This window comes from Terriglobus tenax (genome assembly GCF_025685395.1).
GTDB lineage: Bacteria > Acidobacteriota > Terriglobia > Terriglobales > Acidobacteriaceae > Terriglobus > Terriglobus tenax.
Genome location: NZ_JAGSYA010000004.1, coordinates 1240798 through 1256482, shown reverse-complemented (window position 1 = coordinate 1256482; position 15685 = coordinate 1240798). Strand labels below are relative to the sequence as shown.

General features: G+C 62.0%; 15 protein-coding genes. 7 read left to right on the top strand and 8 right to left on the bottom strand.

Features of this window, described 5'->3' with window-relative positions; all coding sequences use genetic code 11:
- Positions 1–41 precede the first annotated feature (41 nt).
- The 5 genes from murC to OHL13_RS10625 all read left to right on the top strand — a co-directional run bounded on the left by murC (position 42) and on the right by OHL13_RS10625 (position 7112).
- Positions 42–1421, top strand: a complete 1380-nt coding sequence (gene murC, locus OHL13_RS10645; RefSeq protein ID WP_263410105.1) for a UDP-N-acetylmuramate--L-alanine ligase — start codon at positions 42–44, stop codon at positions 1419–1421.
- 112 nt (positions 1422–1533) lie between these two features.
- Positions 1534–2874 carry a cell division protein FtsQ/DivIB gene (locus OHL13_RS10640; RefSeq protein ID WP_263410104.1) on the top strand — a complete coding sequence of 447 codons (1341 nt, stop codon included), beginning with the start codon at positions 1534–1536 and terminating at the stop codon, positions 2872–2874.
- Positions 2871–4100, top strand: coding sequence for a cell division protein FtsA (ftsA, locus tag OHL13_RS10635; RefSeq protein ID WP_263410103.1), 1230 nt, complete (start codon positions 2871–2873; stop codon positions 4098–4100). Before OHL13_RS10640 ends, ftsA begins: the two co-directional genes overlap by 4 nt.
- Before the next feature lie 126 nt (positions 4101–4226).
- The gene (ftsZ, locus tag OHL13_RS10630; protein WP_263410102.1) at positions 4227–5618 is read left to right on the top strand and encodes a cell division protein FtsZ; all 1392 of its coding nucleotides are present in this window, start codon (positions 4227–4229) and stop codon (positions 5616–5618) included.
- Positions 5619–5756: 138 nt separating this feature from the next.
- The gene (locus OHL13_RS10625) at positions 5757–7112 is read left to right on the top strand and encodes a penicillin-binding transpeptidase domain-containing protein (RefSeq protein WP_263411645.1); all 1356 of its coding nucleotides are present in this window, start codon (positions 5757–5759) and stop codon (positions 7110–7112) included.
- A 4-nt stretch (positions 7113–7116) separates the two neighbouring features.
- Here OHL13_RS10625 and OHL13_RS10620 read toward each other — a convergent pair whose 3' ends face one another.
- A complete protein-coding gene (locus OHL13_RS10620) occupies positions 7117–7656 on the bottom strand; it encodes a hypothetical protein (RefSeq protein ID WP_263410101.1) in 540 nt (179 codons plus the stop codon).
- A 67-nt stretch (positions 7657–7723) separates the two neighbouring features.
- Here OHL13_RS10620 and OHL13_RS10615 point away from each other — a divergent pair, with 67 nt between their 5' ends.
- Complete coding sequence (locus OHL13_RS10615) at positions 7724–8380, top strand: energy transducer TonB (protein ID WP_263410100.1); 657 nt, start codon at positions 7724–7726, stop codon at positions 8378–8380.
- Between the two features lie 89 nt (positions 8381–8469).
- On the opposite strand, the gene tsaE is transcribed toward OHL13_RS10615, so the two are convergent.
- The 5 genes from tsaE to OHL13_RS10590 all read right to left on the bottom strand — a co-directional run bounded on the left by tsaE (position 8470) and on the right by OHL13_RS10590 (position 13939).
- Positions 8470–8907, bottom strand: coding sequence for a tRNA (adenosine(37)-N6)-threonylcarbamoyltransferase complex ATPase subunit type 1 TsaE (gene tsaE / locus OHL13_RS10610; RefSeq protein ID WP_263410099.1), 438 nt, complete (start codon positions 8905–8907; stop codon positions 8470–8472).
- Between the two features lie 3 nt (positions 8908–8910).
- A complete protein-coding gene (locus tag OHL13_RS10605; protein ID WP_263410098.1) occupies positions 8911–10467 on the bottom strand; it encodes an NAD(P)H-hydrate dehydratase in 1557 nt (518 codons plus the stop codon).
- A 60-nt stretch (positions 10468–10527) separates the two neighbouring features.
- Positions 10528–11478, bottom strand: a complete 951-nt coding sequence (locus tag OHL13_RS10600; RefSeq protein WP_263410097.1) for an aldo/keto reductase — start codon at positions 11476–11478, stop codon at positions 10528–10530.
- Between the two features lie 35 nt (positions 11479–11513).
- Positions 11514–12566 (bottom strand): aminopeptidase, encoded by a 1053-nt coding sequence (locus tag OHL13_RS10595; RefSeq protein WP_263410096.1) that lies wholly within the window; start codon positions 12564–12566, stop codon positions 11514–11516.
- 107 nt (positions 12567–12673) lie between these two features.
- Entirely contained in the window at positions 12674–13939 is a 1266-nt protein-coding gene (locus OHL13_RS10590) for a pyridoxal phosphate-dependent aminotransferase (protein WP_263410095.1), read from the bottom strand.
- Here OHL13_RS10590 and OHL13_RS10585 point away from each other — a divergent pair.
- Entirely contained in the window at positions 13938–14186 is a 249-nt protein-coding gene (locus OHL13_RS10585; protein WP_263410094.1) for a hypothetical protein, read from the top strand. The two genes, OHL13_RS10590 and OHL13_RS10585, sit on opposite strands and share 2 nt — an antisense overlap.
- Before the next feature lie 13 nt (positions 14187–14199).
- Here the strand turns inward: OHL13_RS10585 and OHL13_RS10580 are convergent, their stop codons facing one another.
- Positions 14200–15303: a carboxylate-amine ligase gene (locus OHL13_RS10580; protein ID WP_263410093.1), complete on the bottom strand. Its 1104-nt coding sequence runs from the start codon at positions 15301–15303 to the stop codon at positions 14200–14202.
- A 49-nt stretch (positions 15304–15352) separates the two neighbouring features.
- A complete protein-coding gene (locus OHL13_RS10575) occupies positions 15353–15685 on the bottom strand; it encodes a DUF6572 domain-containing protein (protein WP_263410092.1) in 333 nt (110 codons plus the stop codon).

The window sequence follows — 15685 nt, the reverse complement described above, 5'->3', positions numbered from 1 at the left end:
CGGCCCTTTTTCTTTTAGCTGCACTTGATAGATTGAAGAGTATGTTTGCACCGACACAGCGGGTTCACTTTATTGGCATTGGCGGCATTGGCATGAGCGGGATTGCGGAGATCCTGTTGACGATGGGGTATTCGGTCTCCGGCTCTGACCTGCGGCGGTCGCCTGTGACGGACCGTCTGGAGAAGCTTGGTGCTGTGATCTTTGAAGGGCACCGTGCGGAGAATGCCACCGGGGCTGATGTGGTGGTGACCAGCTCCGCCGTCGCAAAGGACAATCCCGAGGTACTGGAGGCCAAGGCTCGCAAGGTTCCGGTGATTCAGCGGGCCGAGATGCTGGCGGAGCTGATGCGTCTGAAGTACGGCATCGCCGTGGCCGGGATGCATGGCAAAACGACGACGACTTCGATGGTTGCGTCCGTGCTTGCTTCCGGTGGGCTGGACCCGACGGTTGTGGTCGGTGGCCGAGTGGCGGCGCTGGGGTCGAACGCGCGCCTGGGCAACTCGCAGTATTTGGTGGCGGAAGCCGACGAAAGCGACCGCTCCTTTCTGAAGCTGCCCAGCGTGCTGGCCATTGTGACCAATCTGGACCGCGAGCACATGGACTGCTACCGCGATATGGAGGATGTGGAGGGAGCCTTCCTCACCTTCATGGACCGCGTTCCGTTCTACGGCGCGGTAACGGCCTGCATTGACAACGAACAACTGCGGAAGCTGCTGCCACGCGCCAGCCGTCGCATCCATACCTATGGCGAGCGCGCGGAGGCTGACTTCCGGGTGGAACTGCTGCCCCGTGTTGCAGGAACCCATCAGCGCTTCCAGGTGGCCTACCAGGGCCGCCGCATCGGTCCGCTGGAACTGCATGTGCCGGGCAAGCACAATGTGCTGAACGCGACGGCGGCGGTGGCGATTGGCGTGCAACTCGGCGTGCCGGACGAGAAGATTGTAGAGGGAGTTGCCGCCTTCCGCGGTGTGGACCGCCGCTTCCAGATTAAGGGTGTGGCCCGTGGAGTGACGGTGGTGGATGATTACGGGCACCATCCTACCGAGGTGCAGGCGACGCTGCGCGCCGCGCGGGAGTGCGGCTATGGGCGTGTCCTGGTGCTCTTTCAACCGCATCGTTACACACGCACGCGCGACCTGATGGCGGAGTTTGCGGCGTCGTTCCGCGATTCGGATGTGCTGCGGGTGCTGGACATCTACGCGGCCAGCGAGCAGCCGATTCCCGGCGTCAACACGCCTGCGCTGGTGGAAGAGATTCGCCGCAACGGGCATCCGTCGGTTGCCCATGCAGAAAGCATGGACGCGGCGGTGAATGCCCTGGCGGCTGAGGCGCGGGAGGGGGACGTGATCCTGACTCTGGGCGCTGGAAATGTCTTCCAGGCCGGGCCCCAGCTTTTGGCCAGACTGGAAGAGAAGGCTTAAAGAGGTATCTTCCCGGATACGCACGCGGCTGAAATGGGCCGCCGTCAATTTATAGTCGAAGCGGATTCGCGAGCACGTTTGCGGTATTCCCTCCTGCATTTCGCTTTGCCCGATGCCAGAATTTCTTTCAAAACGCGCTCTGGAACACGCTGATCCCGTACCGGATTCGTACCCCAACCAGGAGGTCGACCGCAGCCGGCGACGTCGTCGTGCCGAGGATGAGTACGCCGAGGACGAGGCTGAGTTCTTCCGTTCCAGCCAGCGTGTGCGCGTGCGCAAGGGACTGCTGCCGCAGACCCGGTGGGGTCGCATCGCCGCTGCGTCCGGACTGGTGCTTGGGCTGGCCGGGCTGACGGGTGGGTTCCTGCTTGCCCGCAACTACCTGATGAAGGATGAGCGTTTCCGCATCGCGAGTTCGGCCTCCATTGAGATTGCAGGCAATACGCACGTAACGCGGCCGCAGATGCTCAGCATTTTTGGCGAGGACGTGGAGCGGAACATCTTCCACGTGCCGCTGGCCGACCGTCGCCAGGAGCTGGAGAGCCTGCCCTGGGTGGAACATGCCACGGTCATGCGCCTGCTGCCAAACAAGCTGCGCGTCGCGGTGGTGGAGCGTACACCGGTGGCCTACCTGCGCCAGAATGACGGCATTCGCCTGGTGGATGCCGATGGCGTCATTCTTGATCTGCCTGCCGATGCCGCGGGCGATCCTCGTTATTCCTTCCCGGTAGTGACCGGCATTGCCGCCAACGACCCGGCGGGTACTCGTGCGGCGCGGATGAAGCTTTACCAGCGCTTTATCGCAGAGATTGATGGGGGCGGAACGAAGATCAGTGACCAGCTCAGCGAGGTGGATGTCCACAACCCCGAGGATGTGAAGGCGCTGATTCCGGATCACAGCACTGAGGTTTTGGTGCACTTCGGTGACGACAAGTTCCTGGACCGCTACCAGAAGTTCCAGCAGCATCTGCCGGAGTGGAAGCAACAGTATCCGAAGCTGGCCTCCGCGGATATGCGGTATGAGACACAGGTGGTGCTGGAGATGGCCAAGGATGGCGGAGCGGCCGCGCCTGCGTCGACGGCTGTCAGCACCGCGGGCAATGCGCCCGCTCCTGCACCTGCTGCGCCGGTTGCCCCTGCAGCGGCGGTAGCTGCGCCAAAGCCGGAGCCTGCTGTAAAGCCGGTGGTGAAGGCTGCGGTGGTTCCGAAAACGGTTGCCAGGCCAAAGCCGACGGTGGCGACCGCGGCTCCGGTCAAGGACACGAGCTCCGGTATCCCGGAGGATGTTGCCAGCCGCCTGGCCGGGCCTGCTGCGGCACCTAGACCGGCTGCGGTGAAGCCGGCTGCAAAGCCTGCGGCGAAGTGGAAGATGCCGATTGCGAAGCCGGGGCAGGTGGCGCGTCCTCCAAAGGCTCTGCTTGAGAAGCCTGCGGCAGCGGGGGTGCAACCATGAAGCAGCCCCAGGAAAACCTGATTACAGTGCTCGATGCCGGCAACTCAAAGAGTTGCGTCCTGGTGGGTGAGGTGCTGGACGGCGTGCTGCGCTATCGCGGCCATGGCATTGAAATCTCAAAGGGCATGCGCAAGGGGTTGATTGCCGACCTTGGGCCGGCGGCGGACGCCATCAACAAGGCCGCGCTGGCGGCAGAACGTACGGCCAAGGCCGGCATTGAGACGGCGGTTGTCGGTGTGGGCGGGATGCATGTTCGTGGCGTCAACAGCCGTGGCGGCATCAGCATGGGCAGCCGCATGCGCGAGATTACGCGCGAAGAGGTGAAGGCGGCCGTGGATCGGGCGCGCTCCGTCGCACTGCCTGCCGATCGCGAGATTCTGCACCTGTTGCCGCAGGAGTTCATCCTGGACGACCAGCCGGGCATTCACGATCCGGTGGGCATGGTGGGCACCAAGCTTGAGGTCAACCTGCATCTGTCCACCTGCTCCGGCGGTGTGGCGCAGTCGGTGGTTACCTGCGCGAACAGGGCGGGCCTGGAAGTTCTGGACACGGTCTACGAGGGCATTGCGGCCGCCGAGGCTGTGCTGAGCGCGGACGAGCGCGAGCTGGGTGTCTGCATTGCGGACATCGGCGCCAGTACGACGGAGATGGTGGTCTACTTCGAGGGCGCCGTGGCGCACACGGCGGTACTGCCCATCGGTGGCGACCACTTCAGCAATGATCTTGCCGTGGGTCTGCATGTGCCGGTGGAAGAGGCTGAGCAGTTGAAGCAGCTGTGGGGCAACTGTGTGGTGACCAGTGTTCCGCAGTTGAACGAGATTGAGATTGGCGGCAACCTGGCGCTAAGCGGCGGACAGCCCGCACGCATTGTGCGTCACCGTTATCTGGCGGAGATTCTGGAGCCACGCGCGCGGGAGCTGATGCAGATGCTGCGGGATAATCTGCGGCAGGGCGGCGTTCTGGAGGCACTGGGAGCAGGATTAGTCTTCACTGGCGGATCGGCCAAGCTGACTGGCCTGCTGGATGTGGCGGAGTCCATGCTGCGTGTGCCGGCGCGTGTCGGGTACCCGGTACCTTTGTCACGGATGCCGGAGGAGCTGGCGCAGCCGGAGTTTGCCGCGGCGATCGGGATGCTGCTCTATACGCATCGCACACAGGTGCGCCGTGCCAGTGAAGAGATGGGCCTGCGCGCCAAGCTGAAGGCCATCTTTGCGGGCACCATGTAGAGGCTAAAAGCTGAGAGCTTTCTGGTTCCAGGAATCGAACTTGATAACCGTCATTTGAACTTCCGCATTTCCTTGCACAATCGGGGGTGACAGAATGACCATTAACGCAGGAGTCAACACACCCCCATGTCTTATATGCCTGAAGACCCAATCCGCATCCACTACAACGACGAGACCCGCACGGGCGCCAAGATCAAGGTGATTGGTGTAGGCGGAGGCGGCAACAATGCGGTGAACCGCATGATTGCCGCCCGGGTAGAGGGTGTTGAGTTTATCGCCGCGAACACGGATGCGCAGGCCCTGGAAGGCTCGCTGGCACCGGTGAAGCTGCAACTGGGTGTGAAGCTGACGGCCGGGCTGGGTGCGGGTGCGAATCCTGATGTGGGTCGCCGCGCGGCCCTGGAAGACTCCGACAAGATTATTGAGGCGCTGGAAGGCGCGGACATGGTGTTTGTCACTGCTGGTCTTGGCGGTGGAACAGGAACCGGAGCTGCCCCGGTGATCGCCTCGCTGGCCAGCGAGATGGGCGCCCTGACGGTTGCCGTGGTCACGCGGCCTTTCGGCTTTGAAGGCAAGCGTCGCATGACGCAGGCCGAGCGTGGCCTGCAGGAGCTGCTGGATGCTGTCGACACGGTCATCGTGATTCCGAATGAAAAGCTGCTGGCCGTGGCCAAGGATGCGGGCTTCTTTGAGAGCTTCCGGATTGCCGATGATGTTCTGCGCCAGGGTGTCCAGGGCATCTCGGACATCATTACCATCCCCGGCATCATCAACCGCGACTTTGCCGACGTGAAGACGACGATGGCGGGCATGGGCTATGCCGTGATGGGAACGGCGGTCCGCAGCGGCCAGAGCCGTGCCGTGGATGCGGCCATGGCGGCCATGGCGTCGCCTCTGCTGGAGGCCGGCGCCATCGACGGAGCGCGCGGCATCCTGATCAACATCACGGGTTCCAGCTCCATCAAGCTGAGCGAGGTCAACGAGGCTTCGACGATCATCCAGAACGCGGCGCACGAGGACGCAAATATCATCTTCGGTGCTGTGCTGGACGAAACAATGGGCGAGGATCTGAAGATCACCGTTATCGCCACCGGCTTCAAGCAGGAGATGCCACAGCGGCGCGAGCGCATGCTGAATGAGGCCCTGGAGCCTTCCACGCGTTACGACGCACGTCCGCCGGCAATGCCGCGTTTCGCAAGCGAAACTCCCGCAGCGCCCAAGATGGAGATTCCCATCGCGCAGCGGCCGGAGCCCTCGTCTTCTGTGTTCGACGACGACTTTTTCCGTACCGGACGGGAGCGCCGTGACGCTGGCGCCATGCCGCAGCAGCCGGAGGAACCGGCCGGTGAGGCGGTGGAAGAGATTGCCGTATCGCAGCCCAGCGCGGAACCGGCGATGGCCGAGCCTGTCGCGCAGGAGCCGGTGAATCTGTTCGCTTCCGCACAGCAGACGGCAGCGCCCCGCCAGGAGCAGGACGAGCTGGATATTCCGGCGTTTCTGCGTCGCGGTGGCATGTAGCCAGGAAATGGATCTTTACCGGTCCGGTACACGTCTAAAGTTGTACCTGGCCGGGCCGATAATTCCGGCCAGGCGGGGTAGGATAGACCTATTCAAGATCGGCGCTTAGCACGCATTTGGCGCAGGGATGTGCGACGCATGATTCAGGGCTTCAAGAAGTATTTGCCAGGGCTGGTTGCAGGCAGCCTGCTGGCCGTTTCCACCTTTGCCGCGGTCGCGGCAGATCCCACGCCTGCGAGTGCAAAGCGCTCCCACAGCAGCAAGGTGCAGGAGAGCCCGCGCGGTAAGGCACATCTGTCCGGTTTGCAACATAGCCGCCGCGCGACGAAGTCCGCTGTAGCCAAAGAAGCGCCTGCTAAATCTTCCAGATCCAGGGCGGTTGCCGTCAAAGGCAAGCGCGGAGCTGCTCCCAAGCTCGCCGTCAAGCGCACGCGCAGCCGCTACTCTGAACGGTTTACCGCGAGTTCCTTTGCCGATAACCTGACGCTGGGTGACGTGACCACCGGGGAAGATCCGGTCGTTCGCGAGTCGCTGATCCAGGCGCTGGGCAGCATGAACGGTACGGCGCTGGCGATTGACCCCGCCAATGGCCGCATCCTTGCCATGGTGAACCAGAAGCTGGCGCTCTCACGCGGAGCCGAGCCCTGCTCGACCATCAAGCTGAGCGTGGCCCTGGCGGCGCTGTCCGAGGGGCTGATCAAGCACGATACGCCGGTGAACCTGGGCGGCCATTACAACGTGGACCTGGACTATGCGCTGGCGAAGTCCGTGAACCCATACTTTGAAGTGCTGGGCCGCCGCATGGGCTTTGAGCGGGTGAAGCACTACGCCAACCAGTTTGGCCTGGGCGAGCTTGCCGGCTATCAGATTGAAGGCGAACAGCTTGGCATCTATCCCGACGAGGAACTGCCGGAGAAGCTGGGTGGCGTGGGCCGCATGTGCTCGTTTGGTGAGAGCATCTCGATGACCCCGCTGCAGCTTGGCGCTCTGGTCTCCTCCATTGCCAACGGTGGCACGCTTTACTACCTGCAGCATCCCACCACGGCGGATGGCGTCGCCAATTTTCAGCCGAAGGTGAAGCGCACTCTTGACATCGGTCCGCTGATTCCGGAGATGCTGCCGGGCATGGCCGGCGCGGTGAATGCCCGCTATGGCACGGCCCGCTCGCTGCGTGCGAACTTCACCGAGTTCCCGGTGCTGGGCAAGACAGGAACCTGTTCCAACAACGGGACACGCTTTGGCTGGTTCGCCAGCTATGCGGATACGCCCAGCGGACGCATGGTCACGGTTTTCTTCCTGGAAGGCGGTCGCCCAACCTTCGGGCCGAAGGCCGCCGAGCTGACCGGACTGTTCTATCGTGCGATGGCCGACAAGAGCTACTTCCTGCAGAAGACGGCGCCGGCGACAACTCCGGTTGCCGCTGACGAGCCGAAACAGGTAGCAGGGGATGGACCCAAGCAGGTTGCCGGCGGCGCAACGGGAGCGGCCCAGTAAGCCGTTACTTCACCCGGGCTCCGGTTTCGTCCACGCGTTCCAGAACATAGACATTCCGCACCGGTCCCAGCGGGCCGACGGAAACCTCTGTCTGCACCAGCGTATTGTTGTTGTCTTCCAGCGTGTAGCGGACGGTGTTGTGGATCTTCTGCCCGTGGCCGGTGGTGCCCCACTCCTCCAGCAACATGGCATTGCCCTGCTGGCGGATGCGCGAGCGGAAGGTGATCTCCTCGCCCGGTTCAACATGCAGTTTGGGGGAATTGACCGGCATGGTGACCTGCCATGCCTCGGGCTCGGCGTTGATGTTCTCCTGGTGCGAGTGGATGTAGTGCCAGCTCTTGCCGTCGTACTGGATGACGGCCTTGCTCTCGCCTTCAATCGGCCTGGCCAGCTTGCTGCGCTTCGGGTTCAGCATCCATGTTCCGGAGAAAGGCGGAAGCGCCTTTGTCACGGTGGTTTTACTGGTCGCCTTCTGGGGTTGTGCGACCAAAACAGGGCAGGCAAGCGTGACCACAAATGCGGCGGAAAGAGTGAGGATTTTCACCGCAGCAGTCTACCGTGCGCATTGCACCGCAGGAAAGCATCGCGTGTGCAGGAGGAGCTGCGGTACGATGGGCCGCATGGGAGAGCAGTTTCGCATCCGCGTACGTCCGTTCCGGCTGTGGCTGCAGACGCAGCAGGGCAGGGTCGCCGTGTCGACCGCGGTGCATCTGCTGGCGCTCTTCCTGGTGACGAATGCGTGGTGGATTGGTGCGCATCGTCTGCGCCCCGCGGGAACCAGGCAGGGCGTTCGTCCCCTGATGACCTACAACCCCGGTAAGCTTTCGCAGACACACGAGATGAAGCGTCCGCTGAGGCATCGGCTGCCGCCCAGGAAGGTTGTGGAGGCGCCAAAGACCATCGAGGCTCGGGTCGATCCGCCGGGAGAGCGTGGGAACGAGGCCCTGGGAGAGGGCAATGTCAGCCTTGCCTACGTGCAGGCGTTTCCGGCCGAGCGGCCTGACCTGTCCGATGCGGGGGCTACTGCCGATATCTACGTCGATCTGCAGATTGACGACACCGGCCACATCATTCGCGTGCACGCCCGCCGCGGCATTGGCCGCCAGGTGGACCAGATGGTAGTGGCCACGGTGGAGCAGTGGGTCTTTCATCCGGCGGTGAAGAACGGCAGGCCGGTGAGCAGCGAGCAGGAGCTGCACTTTCACTTCGACCGCCGCCGCAATCCCGGCGGATGCGGATGGGAATGCATCACGCTGGAAGCGGACTAGTTGGGTGGATGACTGGATGGCTGGTTCGTGCTCTTGTAGAGAGTTCTTTAACGAGCCATCCAGTGATCTAGCCAACCAGCCAGCCGCTTTTACAGCACTTCCAGAAAGATCTCGCGCTCGTCCAGTTCGTTGGCACGCATCATGATCTGTCCGCTGGCCATGTTGATCACGCTCTGGAACTTGTCGCCCCATTCCACCAGCACCAGAGCGTCTGGTTGCGAGACCATCTCTTCAATGCCCAGTGCGGCGAGTTCTTCTTCTTTCTCCAGGCGGTAAAGGTCAAGGTGATACAGGTGGGCCTTCGTCCCCTGGTACTCGTGCACCAGCGTGAAGGTGGGGCTGGTAACCTCTTCCGGGTCCACGCCGGTCAGCGCGTTGGCAATGCCTTTGACCAGCGTGGTCTTGCCCGCGCCGAGTTCCCCGCGCAGAAGAATAAGCTTCGGCGTCGGCATCAGCTTTTCGACCATGTTGGGGCCAAGGTTCAGGGTGCCTTCGACGGAACGGGTTTTGAAGCGCTTCACGAGCATGGTCTAACGAAGTCCTCCTACCCACGTCAGGCCGTCTTCGTCCGCTGTGCGGTAGCGGAAGGCGGCGGAGAGGTGGGCCAGTGTGTCGGTGGCCAGAACGGTATGCTCGTCCTGGTCACGTGCGGCCATCATGCCGGCCAGGCCGTGCAGGTACACCGCGGTGTTGACCGCGTCTTTCACGCGGCTGGGATGTTGCCCGAGGAGCGCCGCGACGATGCCGGTCAGGATATCGCCGCTGCCGCCCTTGGACATGGCCGGATGGCCCGTGGTGTTCACAGAGATCTCTCCGTCCGGATGCGCGACCAGCGTCCGCCAGCCCTTCAGTACAAGGGTGACGTTGCGTTCCGTGGCGTAGCGCCGGGCAAGGGGAATGCGGTCGGCTTCCACATCCTTGACGGTCATGCCCAGAAGGCGAGCCATCTCACCGGGATGTGGTGTCAGCACCAGCGTACGTCCGGGAGCAGCGCGGAGCAGTTCAGGCTTCTCGGAAAAAGCATTCAGCGCGTCAGCGTCGATGACGGCGGGAAGGGTCGTTTCCAGCACCAGTCTGCGGACAAACCCGGTGGTTTCGGGTTCGGTGCCAAGGCCGGGTCCGATGGCCAGAACGCTGATCTTATCGAGCCATTCCGAACGCGTGTCGAGATTGCTGAGCGCGACGTGGCCGGCGTTCTCCTTGAGCGAGAGCGTCATCAACTCCGGCGCGATGCGGGCTACGGCTTCCAGCACGGAATCCGGCACGGCAGCCGTGACCAGCCCAGCACCGGATCGCAGCGCGGCCAGCGAGGCCATGGCGGCTGCTCCCGATTTGCCGCGAGAACCGGCCAGCACCATGACGTGGCCGAAGCGGCCCTTGTTGCTGTTCAGCGGACGCGGCGTTTCGGTGATGGCTTTGGACGATCCGGTCCAGGTGAGATTTGTGGCGGGCAGCGCCTCCGCGGGCGATCCGATATCGGCCACGGCGACCGCGCCAAAGGCGGCATCGCGATTCAGTTGGCCAAAGACATGCGCCAGCTTGGGCGAGGTGAAGGTCACGACCGCGTCCGCGGGAAACGCGCTGTCGGCGAAAGGCTTCTCGGAGTCCGCATCCCAGCCCGAGGGCACATCGACAGCCACGACTGGTTGCGTGACAGCAAGCAACTGCTCGCGCAGGCTGAGAGCCAAACCGCGTAGCGGCGGCTTGAAGCCGGTGCCGAGAACGGCATCGAGGTAGAGATCAGTCTCGGGCAGGGCGATGCTTTCCGTGGCAAAGGTGACCGGCGCATCGAGCGCGGCGAAGGCATTGGCGGCATCGCCGCGCAGGGCCTCTTTGCCTTCCGCGAGAACGATGACCTGAACATTTTTGCCGGCGGAACGAAGGCGGCGCGCCGCCACAAAGCCGTCCCCGCCATTGTTGCCCTTGCCGCAGAAGACGACGATGCGTTTTGCCTCGGGATAGCGGCGCAGCACAAAACGCGCGACCGCGGTTCCGGCGTTGTCCATCAGTTGTTGCATAGAAACGCCGAACTCCGTGGCGGTATGCCGGTCGGTTTCGCCCATCTGTTGTGCGGTCAGAATTTTCATGCGTGCTCGCGGTCCCCACCCACCCTGGCGCTGCGAGGGTGGGGCACCCGGGTTGGTGAACTACGCCTGCTTTGCCAGGAAGTCGTTGATCTGCTGGAAGTCATCGTCCGAGAGCACAAAGTCCAGAGCGGCGGAGGTCTCTTCCGTCTGCTGCGGGTTGCGTCCGCCGACAATGGCCGCGGTGATGGCCGGGTTCTTCAGCGTCCAGGCAATGGCAACAACGCCGGCAGTGACGCCATATTTTGCGCCAATCTCCTTCAGCTTGTCTGCAACGGCCAGGTTCTTTGAGAGCTGCGGCTCCTGGTAGGCGACGGCGCGCTTGCGGAAATCATCCTCCGGCATCTGCGCGACGCGCTCCTTGCTCATCTTGCCGGTCAGCATGCCGCTCAGCATGGGGGCGTAGTTGATGACGCCGATGTTGTTCTCAAGGCAGAAGGGAAGAATCTCCTTCTCGACGTCGCGGCGCAGCATGGAGTAGGGCGGCTGGTTGCTGGTGACGGGAGCAATCTTCTGGGCGCGCTTCAACTGGTCCACGGAGAAATTGCTGACGCCGATCCAGCGCACCTTGCCCTCACGCTGCAACTGGGCCATCGCCTCCCATCCTTCTTCCAGCTCTTCGTCCGGCTTAGGCCAGTGGATCTGGTAGAGGTCGATGACATCCAGCTTCAGACGGCGCAGCGAATCCTCGCACTCCCGCTTGATCTGCTTCATGGTGTTGGTGATGTTGCCCTGGTCGTCCCACACCATGGTGGACTTGGTGAAGACCCACGGCTTATGGGTGCTTGCCTTCAGAGCTTTATGGACAACCTCTTCCGAGTGGCCAAGGCCGTAGACAGCGGCCGTGTCGATCCAGTTCACGCCCAGGTCAAGGGCGCGTACGATGGCGTCGACCGAATCCTGATCGTCCTGCGCTCCCCAGCCGAAAGCCCAACCGCCCCCTCCGATGGCCCAGGCGCCGAATCCGATGGGGGAAAGCTGCATGTCAGAGTTGCCGAGTGTCTTGAAGTTCATGAATTGCTCCTCGGGTATAGGATGCGCCAGTAGCGTTATGGTTCGATGAGGAAGACGCCGTCCCGCATGATCTGGGTTTTGCCGTCGGCGTTGCCCAGCCAGATATTGAAGTGCAGGCCAACCACGTCGATATGTGTGGATGACTTCCACGGCGCGCCGGTATGCGCCCCGTAGGGGTCGCCGAAAGCAATATGGATGCCGGGGAACTTCTCGTCCTGCAGTATGTTGCCGATCACGTTCTTTACGCCGATATTAGTGCCGATGGCGAACTCACCCACGCGGTCAGAGTTTGCGTCCGTGTGCGTGTAGTTCCAGAAATCTTCTTCCAGCAGCTTGTTATCGCAGGCGATGCGGCGGATTCGGTTGTTCTCAATCCAGAGGGTGAGCGGCGTGTGTTCCAGGATGCCGTAGCGGGCGCAGAGGTAATCGCCGACCACGCCGTCGACCACGAAGACCCCGTTGACCTCTTCCGGTGCGGTGAAACACTCGCCTCCAGGCAGGTTGCCCCATTTTTCCGGTGAGATGATGCCGGAGGTCTTGAACCACTTGTAGTCGGGCGTCAGCTTCACATGCAGGTCCGTGCCGGCCGGTGTAGTGGCTCGCACGTAGGTGGCCTGCTGCGCCAGGGTAAGCACCTTCTGCGAAAGGGCGTCGACGGCCAGATAGTCGGCCTGCATGCCCTGCATCATGATCTGGGGGGTGATGTTGACCATGTGCGCGTGGCGCATACGGCGGCGGTTCACCACGTCGGTCATCTGCATGCGGCTGCGCAGCTCGTTCGGCTGCACCTCCACCGCAAAAATGGAGACCTGCGAACTCTCCATATCCTCCAGCACGGCCTGCGGCATGTTCTGCAGGGGGCGCGGCGCAAGCTGTTCCAGCACAAAACCGGTCCACGAGCATCCAAGGGATTCCAGCTCCGCCGCAATGGAGGCAGCAATAGGCAGGCACTTCTGATCGGTAATAAGAGTGACCTTCTCCGTGGGCTGAATGCGCAGGCAGGTATGCACCGCCGAGCGCGCGCCGGGAGTGAAGCCGGCAGGAAAGGCTGTGGCGAGGAGGAGGGGCTGGTTGGCCGTTTGATTCATGACTTCTGCTTTCAAGTTTAAGCCATTGTGAACGGCGCTGCGTCCCCGGAGAAAAAAGAAGGGCCCCAGCCGAAGCCGGGGCCCTTGCAGGTATTACGCGGAAAGGGTTATGCGCGGTGCAGCTCGCTCGGGATGTAGATCTCCGAGTGCAGCGATGCGCTGGTGGCGCCAGGAGCGATGTCCATGCACTTGACGAAGGCAACCTGGAACTTGTCCATCTCTTCCTTGGTACCGACGGTGACGCGAACGTAGTTCGGCATCGCGGACCAGCTACGGCCGATGGCGATCTTCTCCTTCATCATGAGCTGGGAGAATTCGCGGCCCGGACGCTTGACGTCGACCATGAACATGTTGGCCTGGGAGCCGGGCACAATCTTGTAGCCCTTCTTGTCCAGGAACTCCAGCGTGGACTCACGGATGTCGGTGTTGATCTTGCGGCGCAGCGGAACCAGTTCGGGGTCGCGCAGGCTGGCGCCGGCAGCGGCGGCGGCAAGCAGCGAAACCGAAGCGGCCTGACGCAGGCTGACCGAAGGCGACAGGGTGTCGAACTTGGCCAGCAGGTCCGGACGGGCGATGGCGAAGCCAGCGCGAACACCGGCCATGCCGTAGATCTTCGAGAAGGTGCGCAGAACAATGACGTCCTTGTCGGCGGCAACCTGGTCAATGATCGACTCGTGCGTCGAGAAGTGGTGGTAGGCCTCATCGACGATCACAACCGAGCCCTTGGGCTTGTGGTCGATCAGCCAGATGATGTCTTCCTTTGGCGTCATGGTGCCGGTCGGGTTGTTCGGGTTCACGATGTAGTAGGCGCCGGCGTTCGGATCCGCAGCCAGCATGGCCTTTACGTCGTGCTCGTACTTCGCGTTCAGCGCAACCTGCTTCAGCGGAGCCTTCATCTTCATGGCAGCGCGCGAGCCCTGCTCATAGGAAGGATCAGCCGTAACCAGACCCTTCTCCGTGCTGATGTTCGACATCAGAGCCATGTCCAGCGGGCCGCCGGAACCGGGATAGAGCTGCACGTAGCCAGGCTTCAGGCCAAACTGCTCGGAGAGCGTCTTCACAACGCCAGGGCCAACGCCGTACTTGTCATAACGTCCGCCGGTCGGGCCAGCCTTGGCAACGGCTTCCAGAGCCGAAGGAGCCGGTCCAAGCGGGTTCTCGTTCGAAGAGATGACAATGACGCTCGGATCCATCGTCGGGCGCTCGCCCATGGCCATGCCAGGTCCGCGACGACCGGCAGCCTGGCCAGCCGCCTGCGCGAAGGCAGACTGCGAGAAGTTAGGAAGCGTGGCTGCGGCCGCTGCTCCCGCGCCAAACAGGCGCACGAAGTTACGGCGGGAGACTGCGGAATTGACGTCGAAGATCGAGCTCATGGGTGTTTCCCTCACACAAAAAATGACTGCAGGTTGGGTACAGCGACACTACGGCGACTACAAGGATGATTGCGAATACACATCGGCGACAGCTTCGCCGGAGACTGCAAAAACTTGTTACAACCCGAAAAGGGAAAGAAAATTTAAATCGGAACTTGTTGAGCAGCAGATTACAGGAACAGCTCTTCTGAAGACAAATGTACGCCGGATTAAAATTTCTGGAAAGAGGAGTGAACAGAAAATTTGATTGGTCAGCGGCGTTACAGACCGGCCCTGGTCTCGGCGGCCATGTAATCCACCACAGCGCGCAGATCGCCGGTCTGCCGGTACACGGCAAGTTGCCGGTCCGCTCCGGAGCCGCCTTCCAGAATGCAATTCAGGGTCTGTATCGCTTGCCGCGAACCCAGTTCGTCCAGCACATCCTCAACAAAAGAAAGGTACTCGCGGATCAGGTCACGCTCGTCGACTTCCGTCTCCTTGCCGAAGTCGATCAGCTTGCCATCCAGGCCATACCGCACGGCGCGGAACTTGTTTTCCATCAGCAGGGCGCGACTGTACTGGCGAAAATCCACGTTGGCCTCGTGCAGTTTGTAGAGTTTTGCCGCCGTGGCCTGGATCAGAGCTGCGATAGCGATTGATTCCTCTGCTCTCAGGGGAATATCGCAGATGCGAACCTCTACCGTGTTGAAGAACGGGTGCGGACGGATGTCCCACCAGATTTTCTTCGCATTGTCGATGGTGTTGGTCTTGATCAGCAGGTTGACGTAGTTTTCAAACTCCGAATAACTGGCGAAGCTGTCCGGCAGGTTTGTCCGCGGAAAGTTCTCAAAGACCTTGGCGCGATAGCTCTTGTAGCCGGTCTCCATGCCAAGCCAGAAGGGCGAGTTGGTGCTCAGCGCCAGGATGTGCGGCAGAAAGTACCGCATCGAGTTCATGATGCGGATGGCCGCCTCGCGATCCTCAATGCCGATGTGAACGTGCAGGCCGAAGATCAGGTTGGCGCGTGCCACCAGCTGCAGGTCAGCGACCACGCGATGGTAGCGGTCGTCCGGATAGATCTCCTGCGTGCGCCAGTCGGCGAAGGGATGGGTTGCGCCGGCCACCAGCAGCAGGCCGTGCTCCTCGGCCAGGCGGATCATGTTGCGGCGCAGGTCGTACAGGTCTTCGCGGGCGTCTTCGATATTGCGGCAGACGCGTGTTCCCACCTCGACGACCGACTGGTGCATCTCGGCCTTCACACGCTCTTCCAGGCGCATGCGGCCCTTTGCCAGCATCTCGGTGGCGATATGCGATCGCAGGTCCCGTGTCTCGGGATCGACGGTCTGGTACTCCTCTTCAATGCCAAGCGTGAACGATGGACGCATGTATGAGTTTGAAGGTAGCAGCCCGCAAAATAGTTGTCAGTAAATCGCGTTAAGCGTTGGCCTGCGTGGCGATGTTCCAGGTGAGCTTGTAGCCGCCGCTTTCAATCGTCTGCTTTGCGGCTTCAAGAAACTGCAGGCCGAGCTCGCTGGGGGCAAACTCAAAATGGATGTCGATCTCCGTCGGCAGCTGCTGCGAGGCAGGATAGTGCTCGGCCATCTCGCCGCTTTCAATAAAGCCCAGGTACGCGTTCAGCTTGTCTTCCAGTACCTGTACATGGTCAAAGTCCACCACCCAGTCCCAGTGGTCCTTGATGGTGAGGACGTAAGCGCCGTCCTCGGTAACGGAGACCTGATCTACCTTGTTGGGTTCATCGACTGCCAT